This window comes from Streptomyces sp. NPDC004609, from assembly GCF_042873655.1.
In the GTDB taxonomy this organism is placed as follows: Bacteria; Actinomycetota; Actinomycetes; order Streptomycetales; family Streptomycetaceae; genus Streptomyces.
In genome coordinates this window covers 36761-59723 of sequence record NZ_JBIALS010000032.1, presented here as the reverse complement: position 1 = coordinate 59723, position 22963 = coordinate 36761, and the positions used below count along the sequence as shown (strand labels likewise).

The following is a 22963-nucleotide window of genomic DNA, read 5'->3' as shown; positions in this document are numbered from 1 at the left end:
GTCGTGGGGCCCGGCTCCCGCCCGATTACGGGGTGAGCCGGTTCGGTCCCCGGAAGAGGAAGCTGGCCTCACGGATGGAGTCCAGGCCGAGCATGACCATCAGCACCCGTCCGAGCCCCATGCCGAGACCGCCGTGCGGCGGGCACCCGTACTGGAACGCGTTCAGATAGTCCCGCAGGGGCTCGGTGCTCATGCCCTTCTCGGCGGCCTGCTTCAGCAGCACGTCGTACCGGTGCTCACGCTGGGCGCCGGTGGTGACCTCCAGGCCCTTCCACAGCAGGTCGAAGCTCAGCGTCACGCCCGGGTCGTCGGCCGCCCGCATGTGGTAGAAGGGCCGGATGCCCACCGGGTAGTGGGTGATGAAGACGAACTCGTGCCCGGTGGCCTTCTGGATGTGGGCGGAGATGCTCCGCTCGCCCTCCGGGTCCAGGTCCTCCTTGATCCCCTCCGGGTCCCAGCCGCCCTCACGCAGGATCGTGTGCGCCTCGGCCATGGTGATCCGGGGGAAGGGCGTCGTCGGGACGGTGACCTCGACGCCGAAATGCTCGGCGATCGCCTCACCATGCGCCTCGGCCACCTTCGCGATGGCATGGGCAAGCATCTGCTCCTCGAACACCATCACATCCTCGACGCCGTCGATCCATGCCAGCTCGACATCGACGCCGGTGAACTCGGTCGCGTGCCGGGAGGTGAACGACGGCTCCGCACGGAAGACCGGCCCGATCTCGAAGACCTTGTCGATCCCGGCGGAGATCGCCATCTGCTTGTAGAACTGAGGCGACTGCGCCAGATAGGCGCTGCGGTCGAAGTAGCCGAGCTTGAAGACCTCCGCACCGGACTCGGATGCGGTGCCCATGAGCTTGGGGGTGTGCATCTCCGTGGCGCCCTGCGCGTAGGCGTACTCGCGCATGCCCTGCTCCAGGGTGGTCTGCACGGCGAACATCAGCTGGGTGGCGGGCCGGCGGCGTACGTCGAGGAAGCGCCAGTCCAGGCGCTGCTCCAGACCGGTGTGCTCGTCGATCGGCAGCGGGGTGGCGGCCGGGTTCAGGATCTCGACCGTCTCGGGGACGATCTCCAGGCCGCCGAGCTTGACCTGGGCAGCGTCGACGACGCGGCCGGTGATGCGGACGGCGGACTCGGGGGTGAGGGATTCGAGCTGGGCTTCCAGCGGTCCGCCGTCGCGCCGGTGGGTCACCTGCACCATGCCGGTGCTGTCCCGTACGACGACGAATTGCATCTTGCTCTGCAAGCGGAGGGTGTTCACCCATCCGCAGACGGAGACGGTACGGCCAACGTGTTCTCGCAGGTCGGAGACGTGTACGCGGCTGTGGATCATTTCGGTCCTCCGAAGGACTTCGTCATGATCCCTTGGGAGTGCGGGCGAGAAGGGGAACTCGCGGTACCACCGCACTTTCGCCGCCACCAGGTGGCGGCCTCGTTCGGACCCGGTCACGGGGGTCGGCCGGCGGGGCATGGGGCCATCGGATGTGGCCGTTCCTCCCCGCGCTCAGGAGGGTCTTCGCCTCGGGGCGCGAGACCGCCTTCCCAGCTACCGGCGGCTCTCTCTGCTCGCGTGAACCCTGGCTACTCGTCTCCGTCAACGCGTTGCCCAGCAGGATACGGACCTCGCGACCATGCCCGCAATCACATACGGCTCCGACTGGCCCAGAGGCCCGGGGAACGGCCTGATCGTGATCTTGGGCAGGGCGACGGGCCTTCGCCGTCACAACGCGACAGCGCGGGCGGAGGTGAGAGGGCATGACGTCCGGCCGACCCCTTGACACCCACCCGGCCCGGGGCGACGAGGCACTGCGGCGCGCACTCGAAGACGCCTCCATGGGGCGCTGGGAAGGCCCGCGCGACCTACTGATCTCCACCGGTCCTGATTGGGACCGGCGGATCTTCCGCCTCCAGGTCCTCGCGGAAGCCGGGGCGCGGCTCAGATTCGCCGACACCTGGGCGAGAGCCGAGCCCCGCTCACCCCACGCCTTGGCGCTCCTTGGGAACGTACAGGCCCTGCGCGCGATGATCGCCGGCCGGGACGCCGGGTGGGCCCTGATGAAGGACGCCTGGGCCACCTGCCGCAACGCGCTGAACGCATGGCCGGAGGACGTGGCCCCGCTTGTGGTCCTGCTCGCGCTGCTGCGTACCCACGCTCCCGACCGGAACGCGCTCGGCAGCATCTGGGAAGAGATCAAGCAGCGCGACCCCTGGAACCGTGAGGCCCACCACGAGGTGCTCACCTATCTGCTCCCCCGGCACCACGGGGCGCAGGGCGAGGCGGCCTGGTGGGCCGAGGAACAGGCGTCCATCGCTCCCCAGGGCCTACCCATCGCGGTCCTGCCCCTCACCGTCCTGGCGGAAGCACACCGGTCCCGCCAGGAGCGGGACCGAGGAGCGTACGGACTGGCCATTCACCCCTGGGTCGACTGCCCACAGACCGACCACGTACTGGAGCGGTGGTGGCGCTACCGGGCACCGCACCCGCACGCGTGCTTCGCCGACGACGCGAACTACCTCGCCCATGCCCTGTCGTACGCGAACCGGCACGCGGAGGCCCTGGAGGTCTTCGACGCGATCGGCCCCTACGCCACGCATGTCCCCTGGTCGTACTGCGGCCGGGCCCATGACCTGTTTCTTCGGCACCGCGCCTGGGCCTACAGCCCACCGCGGCGCCGACGCCACTGAATCCAGCCTTCCCCTCCGTACGAAGGACAGAAACCCGTGCCCCTCGATGTCTCCCGCGTCTCCGACGAGGAACGCCTCAAGCAACTCGGCTATCAGCAGACGCTCTCCCGCTCCATGTCCGGCCGCGCCAACTTCGGCGTCAGCTTCACGATCATCTCCATCCTGTCCGGCTGCATGACCCTCTACGGCTACGGCATGGACACCGGTGGTCCGGCGGTGATCATGTGGGGCTGGCTGTTCGTCGGCCTCATGACGCTCTTCGTCGGGCTCTCCATGGCGGAGGTCTGCTCCTCCTACCCCACCAGCGCCGGCCTGTACTTCTGGGCGCACCGGATGGCCCCGAAGCGCTCAGCTGCGGCGTGGGCGTGGTTCACCGGCTGGTTCAACACCCTCGGCCAGATAGCCGTGACCGCGGGCATCGACTTCGGTGCCGCCACCTTCCTCAACGCCCTGCTGGATCTCCAGTTCGGCTACGCCGCCACGCCCGCTCACACCATCACGCTGTTCGGGATCATCCTCGCCCTGCACGGCGTCCTGAACACCTTCGGCGTGCGGATCGTCGCCTTCCTCAACGAGGTGTCCATCTGGTGGCACATCCTCGGGGTTCTCGTCATCTGCGGCGCCCTGGTGCTCATCCCCGATCGGCATCAGTCGGCTGGCTTCGTATTCGGCGAGTTCGTCAACAACACCGGCTTCACCTCCAGCGTCTACGTGGTGCTGATCGGGCTGCTGATGGCGCAGTACACCTTCACCGGCTACGACGCCTCCGCCCATATGACCGAGGAGACCATCGACGCGTCCACCGCAGGGCCCAAGGGGATCGTCCGCTCGATCCTCGTCTCCCTCGCCGCCGGGTTCGTCCTCCTCTTCGGCTTCACCTACGCCATCCAGTCCTACGCAGGGGCCCTCGACTCGGCCACGGGCGTGCCCCCGGCCCAGATCCTCATGGACGCCCTGGGCGCGGCGGCCGGGAAGTGGCTGCTGCTCGTGATCATCGTGGCGCAGCTCTTCTGCGGCATGGCGTCCGTAACCGCCAACTCGCGCATGATCTACGCCTTCTCCCGGGACGGCGCTCTGCCCTTCTCCCGGACGTGGCACAAACTCAGCCCCGCCACCCGCACCCCCACCAACGCCGTCTGGCTCGCCACCGGCGGGGCCTTCGTCCTCGGTCTGCCCTACTTGTGGAACAGCACCGCGTACGCGGCCGTGACCTCCATCGCGACTATCGGCCTGTATATCGCCTACGTGATCCCCACCTTTCTCCGGCTGCGGATGGGTAACCGGTTCGAACGAGGTCCGTGGCACCTCGGTTCCTGGTCCACTGTCGTCGGCACGGTCGCCATCGTCTGGGTGCTGGTGATCACGGTGCTGTTCATGCTGCCGCAGAGCTCGCCGATCACCGCGAAGACCTTCAACTACGCTCCGATCGCGGTCGGCGTCGTCCTCGCTTTCTGCGGCACCTGGTGGCTCGTCTCCGCCCGGAAGTGGTTCCTCAACCCCGCCCACCCCGGGAACTCCAGCCCCAGCCGTGAGCGCGCCTGCGGGCAGGAGACCACTCGGCCATAGGCCGGGCCTCGCGGGTACCAGCGCGGTGCAGCCTGAGACGTACGACGACGGCCTTGCGCAGTCCCGGGCGGAGACCCCGCGCCGAAGGGCCCTCCTGCCCTGCCCACGGCAGGTTCGGGCTGATGGGTATCTACACCGTAGGGGTGTTCACCGGCACGGTGAACACCCCTACCCTCATGGCCCTCCTATCGGCGGGGCCTGTGGTGTGGACCGGTCGGAGGGATTGCTTTGGCGGGCGGCAGACCGCTGGCCTGATGGGTGAGCATCGATGCCGTGGCGACGGAGCGGCTGCGGGCTGCTTCGGCGCGGTGGTTGGCTACTGGGTTGCGTGCGGTGTGCTGGATGCGGGTGATGAGGACGCGGGCGGGTTGGCGGGCGGTGGTGAGTTCGCGTTGGGCGGCAGCTTCACGCAGGAGTTGCTGTGGGTGGTGGCCGCGGGCTTCGGCGTCGGTGAGGACGGTGGCGAGGGCGGGCCAGGCGGGGTCGGTGAGGATGCGGTCGGCGTGGTCGGGGATGGCGGCGTGGATGTCGCGGGCCAGGACGCGGCGGGCGGGTTCCCTGGGCTGGCGGTGTTCGAGGGCGGCGAGCTGGGGTTCGAGGGCGTGATCGGCCGCTGCCTGGAGGTGTTGGACGGCTTGGTGGGCGGCGTCGGCCTGGTGGGCGTGGCCCTTTGCTTCGTGCCAGCGTGCGGAGAGGATCGCGGCCCAGACGAGTGCGGCGACCAGGGCGGCGAGGGCGCTGCCGTCGGGGCCGGTGGCGGTGTGGGCGATGTCCCGGGCGGCGGTGCGCAGGGTGCGGGCGGCGTGGTGCTCGGCCCGGATCTGTGACCGCTGGGCGCGGGCGAACGCCTTTGATGCGGCTTGGAGTTCGGCTTGGAGGTGGGTGGGGGCTTTCTGGGCGGTGGCTTCGATGAGTTCGCCGAGTGCGGTGATGTGGGCCTGGGCGTGGGTGTCTTCCGCGAGGCCGTGCGGGAAGGTGTCGAGGGTGTCGACGGCCTGGTGCCAGGCGGTGGTGGGGTGGGTGCGGCGGGCGGCGGGGTGTTCCTCGGGGCCGGTGGTTTCGAGGCGGGCCCGGAGTTTGGGGAGGGTGAGGTCGGGGGCGAGTTTCCCGCCGGGGTGGAAGATCTGTTCGCCGTCTTTGTTGAGGTCGCCGGGGCGGCCGAGGGCGTAGCCGAGGAGGTCTCCGGAGGGTCCTCGGCGGGGTTTGACGGCGATGTCGTCGGCGGCGAGGTAGGCGAGGAGTTCCTCGGTGTCGGTGACGTGGGGGATGGCGGCGCGGACGCGGTCTTCGAGCCAGCGGCGGCTGGTCTGTTCCCAGCCGAGGCGGGCGGCTTTGTGCATCTCGGCCTGGGTTGGGGCGCGTGTGCCGGTGTGGTCGCCCTTCTTCAGTCGGCGCAGGCCGTAGTCCTTCTCGATCTGGCGGCAGGCGTCGCCGACGCGGATGCCGCTGTCGTGGAGCTTGGGCTGGCGGCCGTCCTCGCGGACGGTGGTGGCGAGGATGTGGATGTGGTCGTCGGCGTGGCGGACGGCGATCCACCGGCATGCGAGGTCGTCCCCGGGCGGGGCGATGCCGGCGGCTTCGACGATGCGCTGGGCGATCTCGCCCCACTCGGCGTCGGAGAGGTGCCGGTCCTCGGGTGCGGCGCGGACGGGGCAGTGCCAGACGTGGTCGGTGACCTTCTTGCCGAACTCGCTGTTGCGGAGATGGACGGGTTCGTCGAGGTGGCGGGCGAGCTGGGTGAGGGTGGCGTTCTCGTCGCGGCCGGGGTCGGGCAGGCCCAGGGTGGCGAAGGCGGCGACGATATGGGGGTCGAAGTGCTGGTCGTGGGTGTCGAGGCTGTAGAGGTAGGCGAGGAGTCCGCGGGTGTTGGATCCGGCCGGTTTGATGGCGGCGATCACGCGGCGAGGTCCGTTCCGGTATCGGCCGGCCGGTGGAGGGCTTCGGCGATCAGCTCCAGCAGGTCCTGGAGTTCGGCGAGGCGCTGCCGGATGTCGGGCGGGGTCCGGTCGCTGTTGAGGGCGCGGGCGATCTGGTTGATGTTGTTTCCGGTGCGGTTGAGCTGACGCAGGACCTGGGCGCGGAACATGTGGGTGCGGCGGCGGTCCTCGGACAGCGGGAGGTTGGCGGTGAAGCGACCGGAAACGAAGGCGAGGACGATGTCCGCCGCGAAGCCCGATTCACCCTTGTAACCGTGTTCGGAGGCGGCCTCCTGGAGGAGCAGGCGCTCGGCGTCGGTGAAGCGGAGCGGGCCGACACGGATGGTGCGTTTGGTGCCGGTGAAACGACGGATCGCAGGCTGGACAGCCGTCACGGTCGGCTCATCACACACGGGCGCGGTGATGGTTGCGGGGTGGAGGATCTGCTGCTGGACGGCGTGGAGTGTGTCCGGTTCGGGGCCGCCCTCGGCCCCGGACCCCTGGTCCGGCGCCCCTTGGCGCCGGGCCGTCTCGGCCACCTCCGGGGCGGAGATCCCCGAAGACCGGCCTTGAGTCGGACTCGGGGTACTACTGGCTCCGCCAGGGGCAACGCTGGTGAACGCCCGCCGCAGACGGGCCAGCAGCTTCGGCGACTTCACCGGACGCGGGACGGAGTGTTCTGCGGCGGTCGGGGTGTGCGGGTCGTGTTTCACGGTGGACATCCAGAGCGGGAGACGATGACGAGGCGGGAAAGCGACGCGGCGAGGGCTGCTGGGGCGGGGGTGGTCGGAAGGGTTCCGACCGCCCCGTCTGTTCCGGTCGAGCGCCGGTCAACCGTCGATGAGGCTGGTCTCCGATTCGGCCCGCAGGGTGTTCATGACCTCGGTCAGCCGTTCGCCGCCGACCTTGAGGCCCTTGTCCCTGATCGCTTGCAGGACGACGGAGCGGGAGACGCGACCGTGCTCGGCGACGGCGATCCGGCCGATCTCCACCAATTCGTCGAGGGTTGCGTCCGCCGGCCGCCCACCTCGTCGGGTGGTGGTCGCTGGTTCGCTGGTGGGCTGTTCCGGATCGGGGAGGGGTACCGGCCGGGGCGTCGTGTCGGTGGTGGTTTCGCGGGTGATGAGGATGTGGAGGTGGACGGCTCCGGCGAGGGCGAGTGGGGCGAGGGTGGACAGGATGCCGACGGTGAGGTCGCTCAGGTGCAGCGTGCCGGGCGGGTTCTGTTGGTTGATGCGTACGGCGTGGAGGGCGTTGGCCCAGATGCTGGCGCAGGTGGCGGTGCCGAAGAGGGCCCAGACGTAGAGGCGGGCCCGGAACGGGGCGGTGCGCAGGACGAGGAGGGCGCGTACGCCGTAGGCGATGAACCCGTCGATGACGAGCGGGAACAGGTAGGTGAGGAGTCCGCGGACGTGGATGGCGACGGCCATCTGCTGGAGGGCGTCGTACGAGAGGGTGCAGGCGGCGCTGCCGAGGGAGAGGATCGCGGCGCGGTCCCAACTGGTCACTCGGTGACCGGTGCCGGGGCGCGCGGGCGGTATAGCGGACGAGGCCATGGAAGTCAGGGCTCCTGGTTAGTACGAGTGGGGGAGAGGGTGCGTACACGGGAGTTCACGCGGGGGGCGTACACGCGGGCCCCCTTCTAAAGGGGGGCCCCGCGCGTGATCGCTTGGGCGCGTGTACGGCGTGGACGCTTGTGTGATCGCTCTACCTGCGGTTTCGCGGTGCGCGTGTGCGCTGTGAGCGGTTCGCGGCGGTGTCTGAGAGCAAGAGCCGCGTGTACGGGTCCGTGATCGCCCGGTGGGTCCGATGCGGTTCAGCCGACGGCGGTGAGGTGGCGGGCGGAGGGGTAGTAGCGGGTTTGCTGTCCGCCTCCGGCTCCGCCGGCGATGCCGTCGGCCTTGGTCGCCAGCCCGCTGTCGACGAGGCGGGCCAGGTGGCGGCGTGCCTTTTCCACGTCGGCGCGCTCGGGGTCGCCTCCGCCGATCAGGACGGTGGCGAGGTCGCGGGCGGTCAGGCCGTTCGGGGCGTTCCGCAGCAGCACGGCCGGGTCCCTGGTGGGGTCGACGGTGGTGGTGCCACGGACGTGGTCGTGGGTGATGTCGAGCGGGCCGATCTCGCCGGTGGGGGTCTTGAGGTGGTGCAGGGTGACCGCCGGGTCTCCCGCCCGTCCGGTGATGAAGAGGACGCTGCCCGCTCCGGCGGTGAGCCAGGTGGAGCCGTAGACCTGGTCCAGGGCGGGCCGCTGGCCGCGCGGTGCGTCGGCGGTGGCCTTGCGCTGGTGGTGAAGCTCCATGATCTCCACGCCTTCGCGCAGGGCGCGCATCCGGGCGTTGTGGAAGGCGACGGCGAGGCTGTCGTCGACCATGGTGCTGACCGCGTCCTTGAGGCTGTCGATCACGATGGTGTCGGCCTGGTGGGCGGCGGCGAGGTCGGAGAGGAGGTCCGGCTCCTTGTCGAGGGTGGCGGGAAGGGGGCCCTGCCAGACGACGAGCCGATCGCGAAGAATCGTTTCGTCGCAAGGGAAGGTGCGCCGGGCCATGGCCTTGGCGATCTGCCGGGGGCGGTCCATGGCGAGGTAGAGCACCCGCCTGCTGGGGGCCACGGGCATCTCCAGGACTGTTTCCTGGAGGCCGAGCCGGGCGAAGACCACCTGGTGGGCCAGGGTGGTCTTGCCGACTCCTGGCGGCCCGACGATCATCAGGCTCTCGCCCGGGGCCCAGACGGTCTTCTCGCGGGTGCCCCACAAGGGCTCGGAGTCCGCACCGCTCTCCGTCACGAAGGCCCATCCATTGACGGCGAAGCGGGAGAGGCGGCCCTGGCCCGAGGCGAGTGCCCGTTCGCGCTCCGCGCGCACTTCCGCCTCGACCTCGCTGCGTATCGCCTCGGGGTCGGCGCCGGGCTCCTGTGCGCGCTGGACGGTGCGTACGGCCGAGGTGAGCAGTCGGCGGAGATCGGCCTTCTTGCGGACGATCTCCGCGTGGTGTTCCGCGCTGCCGGTGCCGTAAGGCGCGTCGGCGAGCTGGTGCAGGTATACGGCACCGCCGATCCGCTGCAGGTCACCCTGCTGCTGGAGCAGCTCGGTGAGGACGATCGGATCGGTCGGCTTTCCCTCGCGGTGCTGGCCGAGCAACGCGCGCCAGATGGTCTCGTGGGCCGGCCGGTAGAAGGCGTCCTCGCCTAGGGCAGGCCGGACTGTGTCGATGATGCCGCTGTCGTGCATGCAGGCACCGAGCACCGCGCGCTCGGCGTCCACGTTGAAGGGCGGCTCCATCTGCGATCCGTAAGCCGGGGCAGGGGGCTCCTGGGAGCGGGATGGTATCTGGGCAGGCGGAGACGTACCCTCGTGCACAGGACTCCTCACCCGGCAGGCCATATGGGGCGGCAACCCCGGCCGGGCCGGCGAATCGTTAGGTATGGCGGTTGTGGGGTTTCTGCTTCGCCCCCGGTGCTCGCAGGCGCCGGGGGCTTCTTCATGTCCGCCCCCGATCAGGGGCATCCGCAACACTACCAGCAACGATTCAAATGGGAATGGCTTGCAATGCATATTGGGTTGGTGTTAGCTATTCGTCATCGGCCCGAGCCCACAGCGAGAGGAGATGCGCCCGATGAGCAGTGAAGACGGCGCCGCCCGCGCCGGGACGGACCGGCCGGAACCCGAGAACCACGTGGCCGAGCGCATCCGCATGGAACGCGAGGTCCGCGACTGGAGCACGGCGAAACTCGCCGAGGAGATGACCAAGGCCGGCCACCCGATCAACCAGTCCGCCATCTGGCGCATCGAGAGCGGCAAACCACGCCGCCGGGTCAACCTCGACGAAGCGCTCGGCTTCTCCAAAGTCTTCGACCTCCCCCTCGACGAGCTGACCAGCCCTCCGGGCGGCTTGATGAACGCCCAGGTCAGACGGCTTGTCGGCGAGTACGTCGAGAAGTGGAAGGAGTGGCGCACCCTGGGCAAGGCCCAGGACCGCATCATGGCCGAGCTCGACGACTACGCGAAGGCCCACCCCGACCAGGCGGACATGGTCAAGGTCCTGCTGATGCACGAACTCGAAGTCGCCTCCGCCGGAGAATTCCGCCACCACCGCGGCGCGAGCAGCAAGCTGCAAAGCTGGCTCGGCCCCGACCGGATGTGGCCGAACGCCGACTCCGAACAGCCTCCCGCCCAGTAGCCACTCCACCACGGCCGAACCGGCGCTGCGAACGCCGACGACCCCGTGCCCCCTGAAAATCCCACAACCGCCATACCAACGATCGACCGGCATTGCTGCCTGGGTTGCCGCCCTCGCCCGCCGGTCAAGGAGCCTCCCTTGCCGCAGAGCACCACCCTGCCCCTTGCCCAGATCGCCCAGCTCCTCAACGTCCCCGAGGACTGCCTCCACGCGCTCATAGCCGCACGCGGCGCCGACCGCGGTGACACCACCCTCGTCGGCCTCACCGTCACCGAAGCCGCCCGCCGCCTCGGCATCGGCCGCACGAAGATGTACGAGTATGTCGCGTCCGGAGAAATCGGCTCCGTCAAGATCGGCAGCCTGCGCCGCATACCCGCCGAGGCAGTCGGTGAATTCCTAGCCCGCCGTCCCCAGGCCACGGACTTCCGCCCTGTGGCCTGAACAGGGCGCACATGGCAAAGACCACGAAACCCCAGAAGTCCCGCCAGCCCAATGGCGCCTCATCCATCTACCTCGGCAAGGACGGCCGCTGGCACGGCCGCGTCACCGTCGGGGTCAAGGACGACGGGGCCCCGGACCGGCGTCACGTCAGCCGTAAGACCCGCCCCGAGGTCACCAAGGTCGTCCGCGAGCTGGAACGCCAGCGCGACAAGGGTGCGGTCCGCAAGGCCGGCCAGTCCTGGACCGTGACGACGTGGCTCACCCACTGGGTCGAGAACATCGCCGCCGCACACGTCTCGGAGAACACGATCGACGGCTACCGGGTAGCGGTCTACCACCACCTCATCCCCGGCCTGGGCGCCCACCGCCTGGAGAAGCTCGACCCCGAGCACCTGGAGCGCTTCTACAAAAAGATGCAGGACAACGGTAGCGCCGCGGGGACCGCTCACCAGGCCCACCGCACGATCCGCACGGCGCTGAACGAGGCCGTACGCCGCAAGCACCTCACCTCGAATCCCGCCTCCATCGCCAAGGCCCCCAGGGTCGAAGAGGAGGAGGTCGAGCCGTACACGGTCGAGGAGGTCCAACGCCTCCTCGCCGAAGCGGGCAAGCACCGCAACACCGCCCGCTGGGTCATCGCACTCGCCCTCGGCCTGCGCCAGGGCGAGGTCCTCGGCATGCAGTGGGACGACGTCGACTTCGAACTCGGCGTCATCCGCGTACGCCGTGGCCGACTGCGGCCCCGCTACAAGCACGGCTGCGGCGACCGCTGCGGACGCAAGCCCGGCTACTGCCCCCAGAAGATCAACACCCGCCGAGAGACGAAGAACGCCAAGTCCCGAGCGGGTCAGCGCCCCATCGGAGCCCCGGACGAGCTGCTCCAGCTCCTGCGCCAGCACCGCGAGAAGCAGGCCCGCGAGCGAGCCCGTGCCCGTGACCTGTGGACGGAGAAGGGATACGTGTTCACCTCGCCCACCGGCGAGCCCCTGAACCCGAACACGGATTACCACAAGTGGAAGGAGCTGCTGAAAGCCGCTGGCGTTCGCGACGCCCGCCTCCACGACGCCCGCCACACCGCGGCCACGGTGCTGCTCATCCTCGGCGTCCCCGACGCGGTCGTCGACGCCATCATGGGCTGGGAACCCGGCAAATCCGCCCGGATGCGCCGCCGCTACCAGCACCTGACCAGCCGCGTACTCAAAGACACCGCGGCCAAGGTCGGCGGCCTCCTGTGGGGTACGGACGAGACCACAGGAAGTGCTGCGCCGGAGACCAGCCAGAGTCCCGTCCCCGCCGAGCTGTCGGTCCACGTCGCCCGCCTCGGCGAGCGGCGCGTGCCCTTCCTCCACCGCGAGCACGCCGACGAGGTCGTCGCACGCTGGAGCCAGGACTGGCCCGACCACACCGCCGAGGTCGAGGAGTGGGACCGCTGGCGCTGGGAACACCAAGGCCTCGGCGGCGCGAGCCCCATCCGCGACCGTGTACCGGAGCGGGCCGAGGTCTTCCACGCCCGAGCCCTGTTCCTCCCCGGCGGGGAACGCGCAGCAACCGGTGTCTCGGAGCAGTGGTCGGTGCCGGCCTGGGACTTCGAGACCGACCGCTACACCGACCGCGCCTCAGCCTGGCGCACGGCCCGACGCGCCGGCACGGGCCAGGAGGTCGAGGCCCAGGTGCGAGGCACGGACACAACGGCTGTCGAGGCGGCCTTCGTCGAAGCCTGTGCACAGGCTGTGGACCGCGCACGGCATCCGGGAAAGTACGGCGACACCGACGAGTGGTAATCGAAATTGCGCTGGGCTGGCCTGCCAGGTCAGCCCAGCGCAAGTTAACTGGAATCGGTGCCGCTCCCGACTACTCCAAGAGCAGACGTACCAATTGGTCGAGCTCCTCGGCGTTTGGGGAGTCGACGATGGCCTGACGTAGGACCTGGCGGAGCTTCACGAAACTCTTCGTCTCGTCGAGGTCAAGTTGGGCTACAAGCTCGGCCTCGGCAGTACCCAACTCGGAAAGTCGGCTGTGAATGGGGTCTAGCGGGTCGAAAAGAGGGATCGGCAGCTGCCAGACGGCCTTGTCGATGTGGCGTTCGTCTTTGCCGTACGCCATGAGGGGACGCACGACTTCTGTTAGGGCTGGGGTGTTGAGAATGGCAGTGAGGTACATGCCTTCCTCGCGCGTCGCTACCGTGCCCCAGTACAACGTGTTGTCGATGATCACGCCAGGGTCGTCAAGGAGGGCTGCGGTGACGTGCATGCCAGCCTTGCCATATACAACCCGGAGGTGAGTGCCAGGAAGCTGCGTCGACATGCCGCGATGAAACTGGAGGCGTTCCAGGAGGGTCAGTCGCTCGCTGCTGCGGTGCGCGAGCCACTGTTCCTCTGCCTGACGCCACCACTTGGCCATGTCGGGGTACCTGTCCAGATGCGGGTGTTCCCCGTGCAGAAGCGTATTGTTGCCCTCGATGGGCAGAACTGCCTTCTTTGGTGACAGAAGACGATAGGGCAACACGTTCTCACTGAGTAGAACGGGCCGAATGAACTCCTTCTCGACGATGCCTTCCAAATCCGGAAGGTTCTTCCAAGGGGAATTCTCCAGGTTGGTGCGCTCAGATCGGACGGCAACGCGATTGCTGCCCAGCCCCAAGGAATTGGCCTTCTGGGGTACCACGTAGAAAAGGTACTTCGGGTAGATCGTGGCACCGTTGATGAAGCGTGGTTTGTAGGGTGACGTGATCAAGTCCTCCCCCACGTACTTCAGCTCTGCCTGTTCGCGCTTGACCCACTTCTCAACCTCTGCCCATTTTGTGGCAGACTTCGCAATCTTTCCGATCCAGCGCTCGGTGGATTTGGGAAGCGGTACTGGATTATTTCCCTGTGCCGCCTCGCCAATCTCTACGGAGATACGCTGACCGAAGATGACGGCGCTGCCACGCGGGAAGAAGTGTGGCCTCAGTCGACGCAGATCCCATGAACCGGAAAACGCGACCTTCGCAGGACCTTCCGGATCCTGGAAGTCGCCTGCGCGGAATCCAGACCAGTAGGGGCGATCGAGCACGGGATTAGGCACCACGAAGGCAAACGTTCCATCCTCGCGCAGGTACTGCTGGACGGCACGGGCAATGAACAGGCCGGATAGGTCTTGATGGCTGGCGACCTCGTCGCCTCGCCACAGGCCGCGTGCTTGGGACATCTCCTTGAACAGCTTCTGCATGTCCTTGGGCATGTGCCGGTACGACAGCCACGGTGGGTTACCTACCAGAACATCTACGCGGTTCTCTACGCGCGAGAGCCACATGGGTCGGGCAAGGTTGCGTACGTAGTAGGACCAGATGTGGTTGCGCCCCTCGTCAACGAGATCGCACAACAGTCGGAAGTTGTTTGTCAGCTCCTCCTGGTCCTCCTTCGACGAGATGCCGAGACGGTTGAACATCGCAGTTAGCGAGGGAGTGGTTCCTTTAGGCCGGTCGGCTGCCTTGTCGGCTAGCTCGTTGACAATGCTGTCGAATCTGCCAGCATCTGCGAGCAAGTGTTCGGAGAACCTCAGTTCATCTTCGAAGAATTTCCCGCCAGCGCCAGTGCGAATCACGAGATGCCCGTGATCGATTAGATCAGTCCTTTGCTGCCACTGGATGCTGTCTCCAAGGTAGACCGGGACTCTTATGTGCTCACGCTCGTCCGAAATAAGTCGGTCACGCCCGATGGCCAGTAGGTAGGTCACTCGCGCGAGGGCGACTGCGACAGGGTGGAGATCAATACCTGCCACGTAGTCGGTCAGTCGTGCGAGTGAAACCTTCAGCGGTTGGCCAGCTGTGTCGGCGGCCTCCAGGTACCGGCGCGCTGCGTGGAAGAGGAACGTCCCAGAGCCGCAGGATGGGTCCATTACACGCTGGTTGAGCGGGTCCGTGATGGTGTCTGCGATGACCTTCTCGGCCAGCCAGTCGGGGGTGTAGTACTCGCCCTGCTTCTTCCGGGTCTCCTGCGCGATGACCGACTCGTACAAGACCTTAAGGACATCGTGCTCGACCTCTGCCCAGGAGAATCGGGCAAGGCGCCGGGCGAGCGTGCGCACAAAGGCTTCCCCACCAGGTACCTCGATGATCCAACCGAAGAAGTCGGACTCGACGACGCCGAAGATGTTCGCTTGGGTGAACAGCTGCCCCTTGACCAGAGTCGCAGGTTGAACGTCCTTCACTTCGATGCCGAGGACGAGGTGTGCGATGATCCCGGCGCTGTTCACCAACAATGTGTGCTCGATAAACAGTTCGTCACTGTCCTCGAACTGAGCTCCCAGGGCGCTGCGGAGCAGGCGAGCCCACAGTTCGCGCTTGAGCTTTACGGTTGGCTCATCCTTGTGCTGAGCGTAGAGCGCGGCCAGTGTGGCTCTGTCGAGCTGGTGAGAGGCACTCTCCACGCCCATGCGCGACTCGATTGCCTCCGGTGTAGGCCGGATCCCTACTGCTGTGGCGAGGACGCCCTCCAGCCACGTGAGCAGCTCTGTGGGGGCAGTGCGCGCCTTCGCCTCGAAACGGCTGACCTGTACCAGCGTGTCCCCCGACAGGCTGTAGGCCCGCCAGTCTGCGCCGTCAGTCAGGACGCCGACATACCGCTGGCCTACCTGCTCGGTCCGAGTGAACACGTAGCCGGCCAGCTGCTCCTCGGCGTCCTTGAGGACGCTCTTACTCCTCAGGTCCTTCTTGGTCTCGATCGCTGTGTAGCCGATCTCGATGTCGATACGGCGGCGGTCGCCGACCTGAGCCTCCAGGTTGACGACTACCTCGTCTAGGTCATCGTCCCCAAGGTTCAGCCCGCCATCCAGGAGAAGGTTGCGCACGTCCGCCTGGAGAGTGGCCTCCGACCTTCCCGGCTTACGGTCGATGAGCCTTGCCAACAGCTTCTCAAGATTGGTCTGCGGGGCTGTGGTCATAGCTGTGGTGGACGCGACGTGCTCCGTGCGGGCGCTGCGCGGGGTCACGCAGGCACTGATCGTTGGGAGACGTTGTGAGGCGTCCCACTCCTTCCCTCTGCCGAGACCGCGGACGTCAACAGCGGGACGCGGCGGCGAACCAGAAACAGCCCCATTCTGCCGCCTGGACCGCAGGTGATCAGCCGTTCGGGCGCTGAAGTCTCGAAGGCGCGGTCCAGGGGGCTGGGCCAACTGAGACCAGAACTGAGACCACGCACGTCGAAGGGCCCCACCGCGAACGGTGGAGCCCTTCGACATCGTGCCCGGTGAGGCACTGGCGGAGGATACGAGATTCGAACTCGTGAGGGGTTGCCCCCAACACGCTTTCCAAGCGTGCGCCCTAGGCCACTAGGCGAATCCTCCGCCGCAAACAATACAAGACGCTGAGGAGTGCTAGCGAACTCGTTCCCACCCCTGTGGATCGGGTACCCTGTGCGCAGCCCCTCACGTGGCGCTATCTGACTGAACTCCCCCAGGGCCGGAAGGCAGCAAGGGTAGGTCGGCTCTGGCGGGTGCGTGGGGGGCCCTTGCGTTGGGGGCGGGGAGAGGTGCGGGTGGGGGACGGCTGTCGGTGGGGCCCGATAGCCTCGTAGGTGTGTCGTCCCTTGCGCTGTACCGCCGCTATCGCCCCGAGTCGTTCGCCGAGGTCATCGGGCAGGAGCATGTCACCGACCCGTTGCAGCAGGCCCTGCGGAACAACCGGGTCAACCACGCGTACCTGTTCAGCGGGCCGCGAGGGTGCGGGAAGACGACCAGCGCGCGGATCCTGGCGCGCTGTCTGAACTGTGAGCAGGGGCCTACGCCGACGCCGTGCGGGGAGTGCCAGTCCTGCCGGGACCTCGCCCGGAACGGGCCGGGGTCGATCGACGTCATCGAGATCGACGCGGCGTCCCACGGCGGTGTGGACGACGCGCGTGACCTGCGGGAGAAGGCGTTCTTCGGGCCGGCGAGCAGCCGCTACAAGATCTACATCATCGACGAGGCCCATATGGTCACCCCGCAGGGCTTCAACGCTCTGCTGAAGGTGGTCGAGGAGCCGCCGGAGCATCTCAAGTTCATCTTCGCGACCACCGAGCCCGAGAAGGTCATCGGCACCATCCGGTCGCGTACGCACCACTACCCCTTCCGGCTCGTGCCGCCCGGCACCCTGCGGGACTACCTTGGCGAGGTGTGCGGCAGGGAGAAGATCCCCGTCGCGGACGGTGTGCTTCCTCTTGTCGTACGGGCCGGGGCGGGCTCGGTCCGGGACTCGATGTCCGTCATGGACCAGCTGCTCGCGGGCGCGACCGAGGAGGGTGTGACCTACGCCATGGCCACCGGCCTCCTCGGTTATACGGACGGATCGCTGCTCGACTCGGTCGTGGACGCCTTCGCGGCCGGGGACGGAGCCGCGGCCTTCGAGGTCGTGGACCGGGTCATCGAGGGCGGCAACGACCCCCGGCGCTTCGTCGCCGATCTGCTGGAGCGGCTCCGGGACCTGGTGATCCTCGCGGCGGTGCCCGACGCGGGGGACAAGGGGCTGATCGACGCCCCCGCCGATGTGGTCGAGCGGATGCGGGCGCAGGCGTCCGTCTTCGGGGCGGCCGAGCTGAGCCGTGCCGCGGATCTGGTCAACGCGGGGCTCACCGAGATGCGCGGTGCGACCTCGCCGCGGCTCCAGCTGGAGCTGATCTGCGCGCGGGTTCTGCTGCCCGCCGCCTTCGACGACGAGCGTTCGACGCAGGCCAGGCTGGAGCGGCTGGAGCGGGGAGGCGCGGCGGCTGCGGTGGCGTTCTCCGCCGGTCCGCCGGCGACCGGGCCCGCGGCGGGGATGGCACCCGCGGCGACCGGAGCCGGCCCCGGGACCGTCGCCATGGGGTACGTCCCCGGGCCCGAGGCCGCCCCGCACATGCCCGGTCCGGACGGTCCGGTGGTCAGGGAGCCGGTCCGGGAGCCCGGTGTACGGCCCGGAGCGGCCGCACCCGAAGGCGCGCCCGCCGCCCCGCCGCAGCCGCAACACCAGCAGCCACCGTCACCGCAGGCACAGCAGCCGCAGCGACCGGGAGCCTGGCCCGCCGCCACCCAGCAGCCCGCCACCCAGCAGCCCGCCGCACAGGCCCCCGGGCAGGCGCCCGCGCAGCCCCAGCAGCCCGCCGCTGAGGCCGGTCGCCGCCCCGGTGGCTGGCCCACCGCGTCCGCCCCGGGACAGGGCGCCCGGCCCCCGGCCCAGCAGCCCCCCGCCCAGCAGCCCCCGGCGGCCCCCGCGCCCCCGTCCGCACCGGCCTCCGCGCCCTCGCCCGGTATGGCCCAGGGCGCCGGGCAGGTCCGGAACATGTGGCCGGACATCCTGGAGGCCGTGAAGAACCGCCGCCGCTTCACCTGGATCCTGCTCAGCCAGAACGCGCAGGTGGCGGGCTTCGACGGCACCACCCTCCAACTCGGCTTCATCAACGCCGGAGCCCGGGACAACTTCGCGAGCAGCGGCAGCGAGGAGGTGCTGCGACAGGCTCTCGCCGAGCAGTTCAACGTGCAGTGGAAGGTCGAGGCGATCGTCGACCCCTCGGGCGGTGCCGGAGGAAGCCCCGGCGGCCCCGGACCGGGCTCGGGCCCCGGCGGACCCGGCGGTTACGGCGCCCCCTCGGGACAGGCCGCCCCGCACGCCCCCGCCGGCCCCTCGGGCCAGGGAGCACCGGGCGGTCACGGCGGACCCGCCGGCCCGGGCGGAGGCGGCGCGCCCCGCCCGGCCCAGCCCGCCGCCTCGGCCCGGCCTTCCGCGTCGCCGCCCGCCTCCCCGGCGTACGCCCCCGGCGGCCCGCCCTCCCCCGTACAGCAGACCGCTCCGTCCGCCCTCCAGCGGCCCGACGGCCCCCCGCGCTCCGCCCCCGACGCCCAGGCGCACACCTCGCCCCCGGTCGCCCCCGAGGACGATGTGCCCGAGGACGACGACCCGGATCTCGTGGACTCGGCGCTCTCCGGTCACGACCTGATCGTGCGCGAGCTGGGCGCGACCGTGGTGGAGGAATACACAAACGAATAGGAGGGCCGGTGAGGAGGTCCGTACAGGCCGGTGGCGGGCGGCGGTTAGGCTGGCGCCCGTGAAGGTCCTTGTCATCGGCGGCGGCGCCCGCGAACACGCCCTGTGCCGCTCTCTCTCCCTCGACCCCGACGTCACCGCTGTGCACTGCGCGCCCGGCAACGCCGGCATCGGCGAGATCGCGGAGCTGCACCCGGTCGACGCTCTCGACGGCGACGCCGTCGCCCGCCTGGCGACCGGCATCGAGGCCGGGCTCGTCGTCGTGGGGCCCGAGGCGCCACTGGTCGCCGGGGTCGCCGACGCCGTGCGCGCGGCGGGGATCCCCTGCTTCGGCCCCTCCCGCGAGGCGGCCCGGCTGGAGGGCTCCAAGGCGTTCGCCAAGGACGTGATGGCGGCGGCCGGAGTGCCCACCGCCCGCAGCTACGTCTGTACGAACTCCGAGGAGGTCGACGAGGCCCTCGACGCCTTCGGCGCCCCCTATGTCGTCAAGGACGACGGTCTCGCCGCCGGGAAGGGCGTCGTCGTCACCCACGATCTCGCCGCCGCCCGCGAGCACGCGATCGCCTGCGGCCGAGTCGTCATCGAGGAGTACCTCGACGGCCCCGAGGTCTCCCTCTTCGCCGTCACCGACGGCGAAACCGTCGTTCCGCTCAGTCCCGCCCAGGACTTCAAGCGCGCGCTCGACGGCGACGAGGGCCCCAACACCGGTGGCATGGGCGCGTACTCACCGCTGCCCTGGGCCGACCCCAAGCTGGTCGACGAGGTCATGACGACCGTGCTCCAGCCGACCGTGGACGAGCTGCGCAGGCGCGGTACGCCGTTCGCCGGACTGCTGTACGCGGGTCTCGCGATCACCTCGCGCGGTGTGCGGGTCATCGAGTTCAACGCGCGCTTCGGCGACCCGGAGACCCAGGTCGTACTGGCCCGGCTGCGTACCCCGCTCGCGGGCGTACTCCTCCACGCGGCCAAGGGCACCCTCGACGACCAGCCGCCGCTGCGGTGGCGCGACGAGGCCGCCGTCACCGTGGTCGTCGCGTCGCACAACTACCCGGACACCCCCCGTACGGGTGATCCGATCGAGGGGCTCGACGACGTCGCGGCGAAGGATGCGCCCCATGCGTACGTTCTGCATGCCGGGACCCGGCGCGACGGCGACGCCGTCGTCAGCGCGGGCGGGCGGGTCCTGTCCGTCACGGCGACGGGGAAGGACCTGCGTCAGGCGCGGGAGCGGGCCTACGAGGCCGTGGGCAGAATCCGTCTGGACGGGTCCCAGCACCGCACCGACATCGCCCGCGCGGTCGCGGAGGGATAGGCCCCGCGCGCCGGGCCCTGACGTGCGCCGGGACCTCCGGCGCCCCGGGGCCGCGGGTTCGCCGGTCCACGCGGTCCTGGCGCGGGCGGCCCGGCACCGAGGGGTGCCGACGGGATGCGCGGGCGCCTCGGACCGGGGGCCTCAGCCGCCGCTCAGCGGGCTCACGGGCGCCGCGCACCGCGTGTGCGCCGCGTACCCCGGGAACCCGGTGAGCCCCGCCCAGCCGCCGCACCCCGGGCACCTCAGGGCTCCCGGGCACCTCATGACCCCGGGGCACTCCGCGTACCTCAGGGGCCGGGGACCCGGCGGGCATCCCGGGCCCGGGACCGTCCGCCGTCGACCCGCGCCCGCGCCGCATCCCGCGTCGGAACGGAAGCCCGCGTCGGAACGGCATCCCGCGCCGGCACCGCAGCTTGCGCCGGTGCTGAATCCGGCGCCCGTGCGGGACTCCGTGCCCGTGCGGGACTCCGTGCCCGTGCCGGATGGCGCGTCCGCACAGTCCTGTACTGAACCCACACTGTCGGAATCCCGTCATCACCTTTGCCCGAAGCCATTCCATCGAGTGACGCTGAGCCATCCGGATGACGGCCGCCGAAGCCCCAACTATGGTGCGGCGAAGGCGTTCCGGCACTTGGCCCACCGGCATTGCGATGTCGGTGGCGGGTGCCACAGTGGGGGAGTACACCTACACCGTCGCAGGGCAGAGGGGGTGAGGACCGATCGTGTCAGCTACCGGAATCGATGAGTCGATCGGTGCACTGGCCGCGCGCTCACGGGCGCTGGCCGTGCTGCGCGTCCGCAGCAGGGCGGTGGCCGTGGCGCTGCTGCCCGCGGCCGTTGCCGTCGTGCTCCTCGCGGGTGGTGTCACCGGCCATATGAGCGGCGGGAGTTGGGACACCGCGCGGGTGGTCGCGGGCGTGGTCGCGGTGGCCGTGCTGCTGATCGCGGCGGCCGTCGCGGCGGTGATCGTCCGGGCCAGCCCGGCGCTCAGCCCCACCGTCGAGGTCTCCGAGCGTGCGGCGCCCGATCTGTACCGCCTGGTCAGAGATCTGGCGGAGCGCCTGGAGGTGCCCGCGCCCTCCGCGCTGGCGCTCACCCCGGACTGCGACAGCTGGCTGGAGGACCGCACCCACCCGGCCCACGCCCTGCCCCAGGCGATACGAAGCGGGCGCCGGCGGCGTTCGGCCGAGGCGCCCGTGCTGGTCATCGGCTCGCCGTTCCTGTGGTGGATGCGGGTCGCCGAGCTGCGCGCCCTGCTCGCCCCGGTGGTCGCCGGCACGGCGGCGTCCGCACACCCCGACATAGCCGCGGCCCGCCGGTTCGTACGGGGCCTGGACGCGGCCTTCGCCGTCGCGGAGAGCCCCGCACCGGGCCTGATACGACCGCTGCGCCCCCTGCGGAGGGCGGCGCTCGGGTTTGTCGGCCGGGTCGCCCGGCTGCTGCTGCGCGGCTGTCAGTCGGCTGCCGCCGAGATGGAGCGCGGGGTCGCCGCCGCCGCCTCCGAGCGCGCGCAGACCGTGGACTACGGACTGCGGATCGTCGCCCAGGAGCAGGTCGGCCTCGCGTACGCGGGCTGGGACCGGCTCCTGACCCGCGTCGCGCTGCCCGCCTGGCGCATGGGCCGCTGGCCCTCCCGGCTGGACGCCGGCGTCGTCTCCGCCCTCACCGAGCTGTCCCGCCGCGATCGCCTCGCCGAGGGGTTCGCCTCCCGTCTGGGCGAGCGGCCCGCGTGCGATCTGCTGGAGGAGCCCGGGCTGGTCGACGAGGCCGCGTCGCTGCTCGCCGCCCGTCTCTTCCACGGCGGACCCGCCGAGACCGGACCCGACTGGTCCCCGGTGGACTGGCGGCAGTATCCGGAGGAGGTCGTCGACCGCAAATGGCGTACGGAGGCGGCCCGCCTCCACCGTGTGCTCGACGGGCTCGGGGTGGCCCCCTCGGCCGCCCCCGACGGTCCCACGCTCGCGCGGGTGATGGGGCATCTCGCCGAAGAGGGCGAGGAAGCCGGTGAGCATCTCGCGGCCGGGATCAGCGCGGAGGTCGCCCGTGAGGAGGCGGCCGCCGTCGCGCCCGTCGCCAGGAGCGCGGGTGACACGCTCAACGGCTGGGGGGCGGATCCGCTGCCCCTGTTCCCGCTGCAGCCCCCGCGCACGGGCCGCGAGCTGCTCGCGGACCACGTCACCGCGATGGTCTGCTGTGCGGCGGTCGACACGGCGGGCGCCGCACCCGGTCTCGACTGGCTGGACGGTCCCGCGCTCCTGATCAAGGGCGAGCGCTGCGCCGATCTCACCACCCGGGTGCTCACGCTCACGGAGGACGGTGACCCGGGCCCCCTGCGCACCTGGCTCACGACGACGGGCATCCGCCCGGAGAAGCCGGTCCGTCTCGTGTAGCCCGCGTTCCACCGGATACGACCCCGGGCCCGTCCGAACCCTCTCGCCCGCCCCCGCGCCTCGCCCGCCCCCGCGCCTCGCCCGCCCCCGCGCCTCGCCCGCCCCCGCGCCTCGCCCGCCCCCGCGCCTCGCCTGCCCCGGCAGCACCCGCCCCGCCCGCCGCGGCGCGCCCCCGCTCCCGGCGCGCCAGGTACCCCGGCACCCGAGGGAAACCCCCGCACCCACCGCGCCCCGCGAGCCCGCCCCCGTACGCCTGGAGCCCGCGGCCCCACCGCGCGAGCAACCTCCCGCCACCCGTGCGCCCCGCTCGGTCATATGCGCCCCCACTCCCTGAATCATCGAAAACACCTCCGAACCCGCACGAAAAAACTCAAGCGCGCAACAATTCACAACGAAGGGTGACCGTGCGCGTGCGTAATGTGATGTGCTGGAGACCGGCGCCGGCCGGTCGGCGCGGCACGGGATGTGTGCGGACGCGCACGGACGTGCGCAGATATTCACCGTTA

At 69.9% G+C, this 22963-nt stretch carries 14 protein-coding genes, 1 tRNA gene and 1 other RNA gene; 9 read left to right on the top strand and 7 right to left on the bottom strand.

All coding sequences use genetic code 11. The features are described from left to right. Nucleotides 1-25: 25 nt before the first annotated feature. The gene (aspS, locus tag ACFYT4_RS27385) at nucleotides 26-1336 is read right to left on the bottom strand and encodes an aspartate--tRNA(Asn) ligase (RefSeq protein ID WP_389274411.1); all 1311 of its coding nucleotides are present in this window, start codon (nucleotides 1334-1336) and stop codon (nucleotides 26-28) included. 422 nt (nucleotides 1337-1758) lie between these two features. Here aspS and ACFYT4_RS27380 point away from each other — a divergent pair, with 422 nt between their 5' ends. Then, nucleotides 1759-2688, top strand: coding sequence for a hypothetical protein (locus ACFYT4_RS27380; RefSeq protein WP_389274408.1), 930 nt, complete (start codon nucleotides 1759-1761; stop codon nucleotides 2686-2688). Nucleotides 2689-2724: 36 nt separating this feature from the next. After that, nucleotides 2725-4254, top strand: coding sequence for an amino acid permease (locus tag ACFYT4_RS27375; protein ID WP_389274406.1), 1530 nt, complete (start codon nucleotides 2725-2727; stop codon nucleotides 4252-4254). 185 nt (nucleotides 4255-4439) lie between these two features. On the opposite strand, the gene ACFYT4_RS27370 is transcribed toward ACFYT4_RS27375, so the two are convergent. The 4 genes from ACFYT4_RS27370 to ACFYT4_RS27355 all read right to left on the bottom strand — a co-directional run bounded on the left by ACFYT4_RS27370 (nucleotide 4440) and on the right by ACFYT4_RS27355 (nucleotide 9546). Next, a complete protein-coding gene (locus ACFYT4_RS27370) occupies nucleotides 4440-6152 on the bottom strand; it encodes a relaxase/mobilization nuclease domain-containing protein (protein ID WP_389274403.1) in 1713 nt (570 codons plus the stop codon). After that, nucleotides 6149-6565, bottom strand: coding sequence for a MobC family plasmid mobilization relaxosome protein (locus ACFYT4_RS27365; protein ID WP_389274400.1), 417 nt, complete (start codon nucleotides 6563-6565; stop codon nucleotides 6149-6151). The genes ACFYT4_RS27370 and ACFYT4_RS27365 overlap by 4 nt, the downstream gene beginning before the upstream one ends. A 435-nt stretch (nucleotides 6566-7000) precedes the next feature. Next, nucleotides 7001-7726, bottom strand: a complete 726-nt coding sequence (locus ACFYT4_RS27360; protein WP_389274397.1) for a DUF2637 domain-containing protein — start codon at nucleotides 7724-7726, stop codon at nucleotides 7001-7003. Nucleotides 7727-7986: 260 nt separating this feature from the next. Further along, nucleotides 7987-9546 carry a DnaB-like helicase N-terminal domain-containing protein gene (locus tag ACFYT4_RS27355; RefSeq protein WP_389274394.1) on the bottom strand — a complete coding sequence of 520 codons (1560 nt, stop codon included), beginning with the start codon at nucleotides 9544-9546 and terminating at the stop codon, nucleotides 7987-7989. A 232-nt stretch (nucleotides 9547-9778) separates the two neighbouring features. Here ACFYT4_RS27355 and ACFYT4_RS27350 point away from each other — a divergent pair, with 232 nt between their 5' ends. The 3 genes from ACFYT4_RS27350 to ACFYT4_RS27340 all read left to right on the top strand — a co-directional run bounded on the left by ACFYT4_RS27350 (nucleotide 9779) and on the right by ACFYT4_RS27340 (nucleotide 12564). Continuing rightward, a complete protein-coding gene (locus tag ACFYT4_RS27350; RefSeq protein ID WP_389274391.1) occupies nucleotides 9779-10342 on the top strand; it encodes a helix-turn-helix transcriptional regulator in 564 nt (187 codons plus the stop codon). A gap of 138 nt (nucleotides 10343-10480) precedes the next feature. Then, nucleotides 10481-10783, top strand: coding sequence for a helix-turn-helix domain-containing protein (locus ACFYT4_RS27345; RefSeq protein WP_389274388.1), 303 nt, complete (start codon nucleotides 10481-10483; stop codon nucleotides 10781-10783). An 11-nt stretch (nucleotides 10784-10794) separates the two neighbouring features. Beyond that, nucleotides 10795-12564, top strand: coding sequence for a tyrosine-type recombinase/integrase (locus ACFYT4_RS27340; protein ID WP_389274385.1), 1770 nt, complete (start codon nucleotides 10795-10797; stop codon nucleotides 12562-12564). Between the two features lie 70 nt (nucleotides 12565-12634). On the opposite strand, the gene ACFYT4_RS27335 is transcribed toward ACFYT4_RS27340, so the two are convergent. Continuing rightward, entirely contained in the window at nucleotides 12635-15703 is a 3069-nt protein-coding gene (locus ACFYT4_RS27335; RefSeq protein WP_389274382.1) for an N-6 DNA methylase, read from the bottom strand. 314 nt (nucleotides 15704-16017) lie between these two features. Further along, nucleotides 16018-16105, bottom strand: a tRNA-Ser gene (locus tag ACFYT4_RS27330). Nucleotides 16106-16177: 72 nt separating this feature from the next. On the opposite strand from ACFYT4_RS27330, the gene ffs reads away from it, so the two are divergent. From ffs to ACFYT4_RS27310, 4 genes are all read left to right on the top strand, one after another. Then, an RNA gene (ffs, locus tag ACFYT4_RS27325) (signal recognition particle sRNA small type) lies at nucleotides 16178-16274 on the top strand. A gap of 63 nt (nucleotides 16275-16337) precedes the next feature. Further along, nucleotides 16338-18758, top strand: a complete 2421-nt coding sequence (locus tag ACFYT4_RS27320) for a DNA polymerase III subunit gamma and tau (protein WP_389274379.1) — start codon at nucleotides 16338-16340, stop codon at nucleotides 18756-18758. A 58-nt stretch (nucleotides 18759-18816) separates the two neighbouring features. Then, nucleotides 18817-20067, top strand: coding sequence for a phosphoribosylamine--glycine ligase (gene purD, locus ACFYT4_RS27315; RefSeq protein ID WP_389274376.1), 1251 nt, complete (start codon nucleotides 18817-18819; stop codon nucleotides 20065-20067). A gap of 722 nt (nucleotides 20068-20789) precedes the next feature. Then, entirely contained in the window at nucleotides 20790-22457 is a 1668-nt protein-coding gene (locus tag ACFYT4_RS27310) for a hypothetical protein (protein WP_389274373.1), read from the top strand. The last annotated feature ends 506 nt before the right edge of the window (nucleotides 22458-22963 follow it).

Coding starts and splice junctions, on each gene's coding strand:
- ACFYT4_RS27355 (WP_389274394.1), bottom strand. CDS start 9,546: ATGGCCTGCCGGGTGAGGAGTCCTGTGCACGAGGGTACGTCTCCGCCT.
- ACFYT4_RS27380 (WP_389274408.1), top strand. CDS start 1,759: ATGACGTCCGGCCGACCCCTTGACACCCACCCGGCCCGGGGCGACGAG.
- ACFYT4_RS27350 (WP_389274391.1), top strand. CDS start 9,779: ATGAGCAGTGAAGACGGCGCCGCCCGCGCCGGGACGGACCGGCCGGAA.
- ACFYT4_RS27335 (WP_389274382.1), bottom strand. CDS start 15,703: ATGACCACAGCCCCGCAGACCAATCTTGAGAAGCTGTTGGCAAGGCTC.
- ACFYT4_RS27360 (WP_389274397.1), bottom strand. CDS start 7,726: ATGGCCTCGTCCGCTATACCGCCCGCGCGCCCCGGCACCGGTCACCGA.
- aspS (WP_389274411.1), bottom strand. CDS start 1,336: ATGATCCACAGCCGCGTACACGTCTCCGACCTGCGAGAACACGTTGGC.
- ACFYT4_RS27340 (WP_389274385.1), top strand. CDS start 10,795: ATGGCAAAGACCACGAAACCCCAGAAGTCCCGCCAGCCCAATGGCGCC.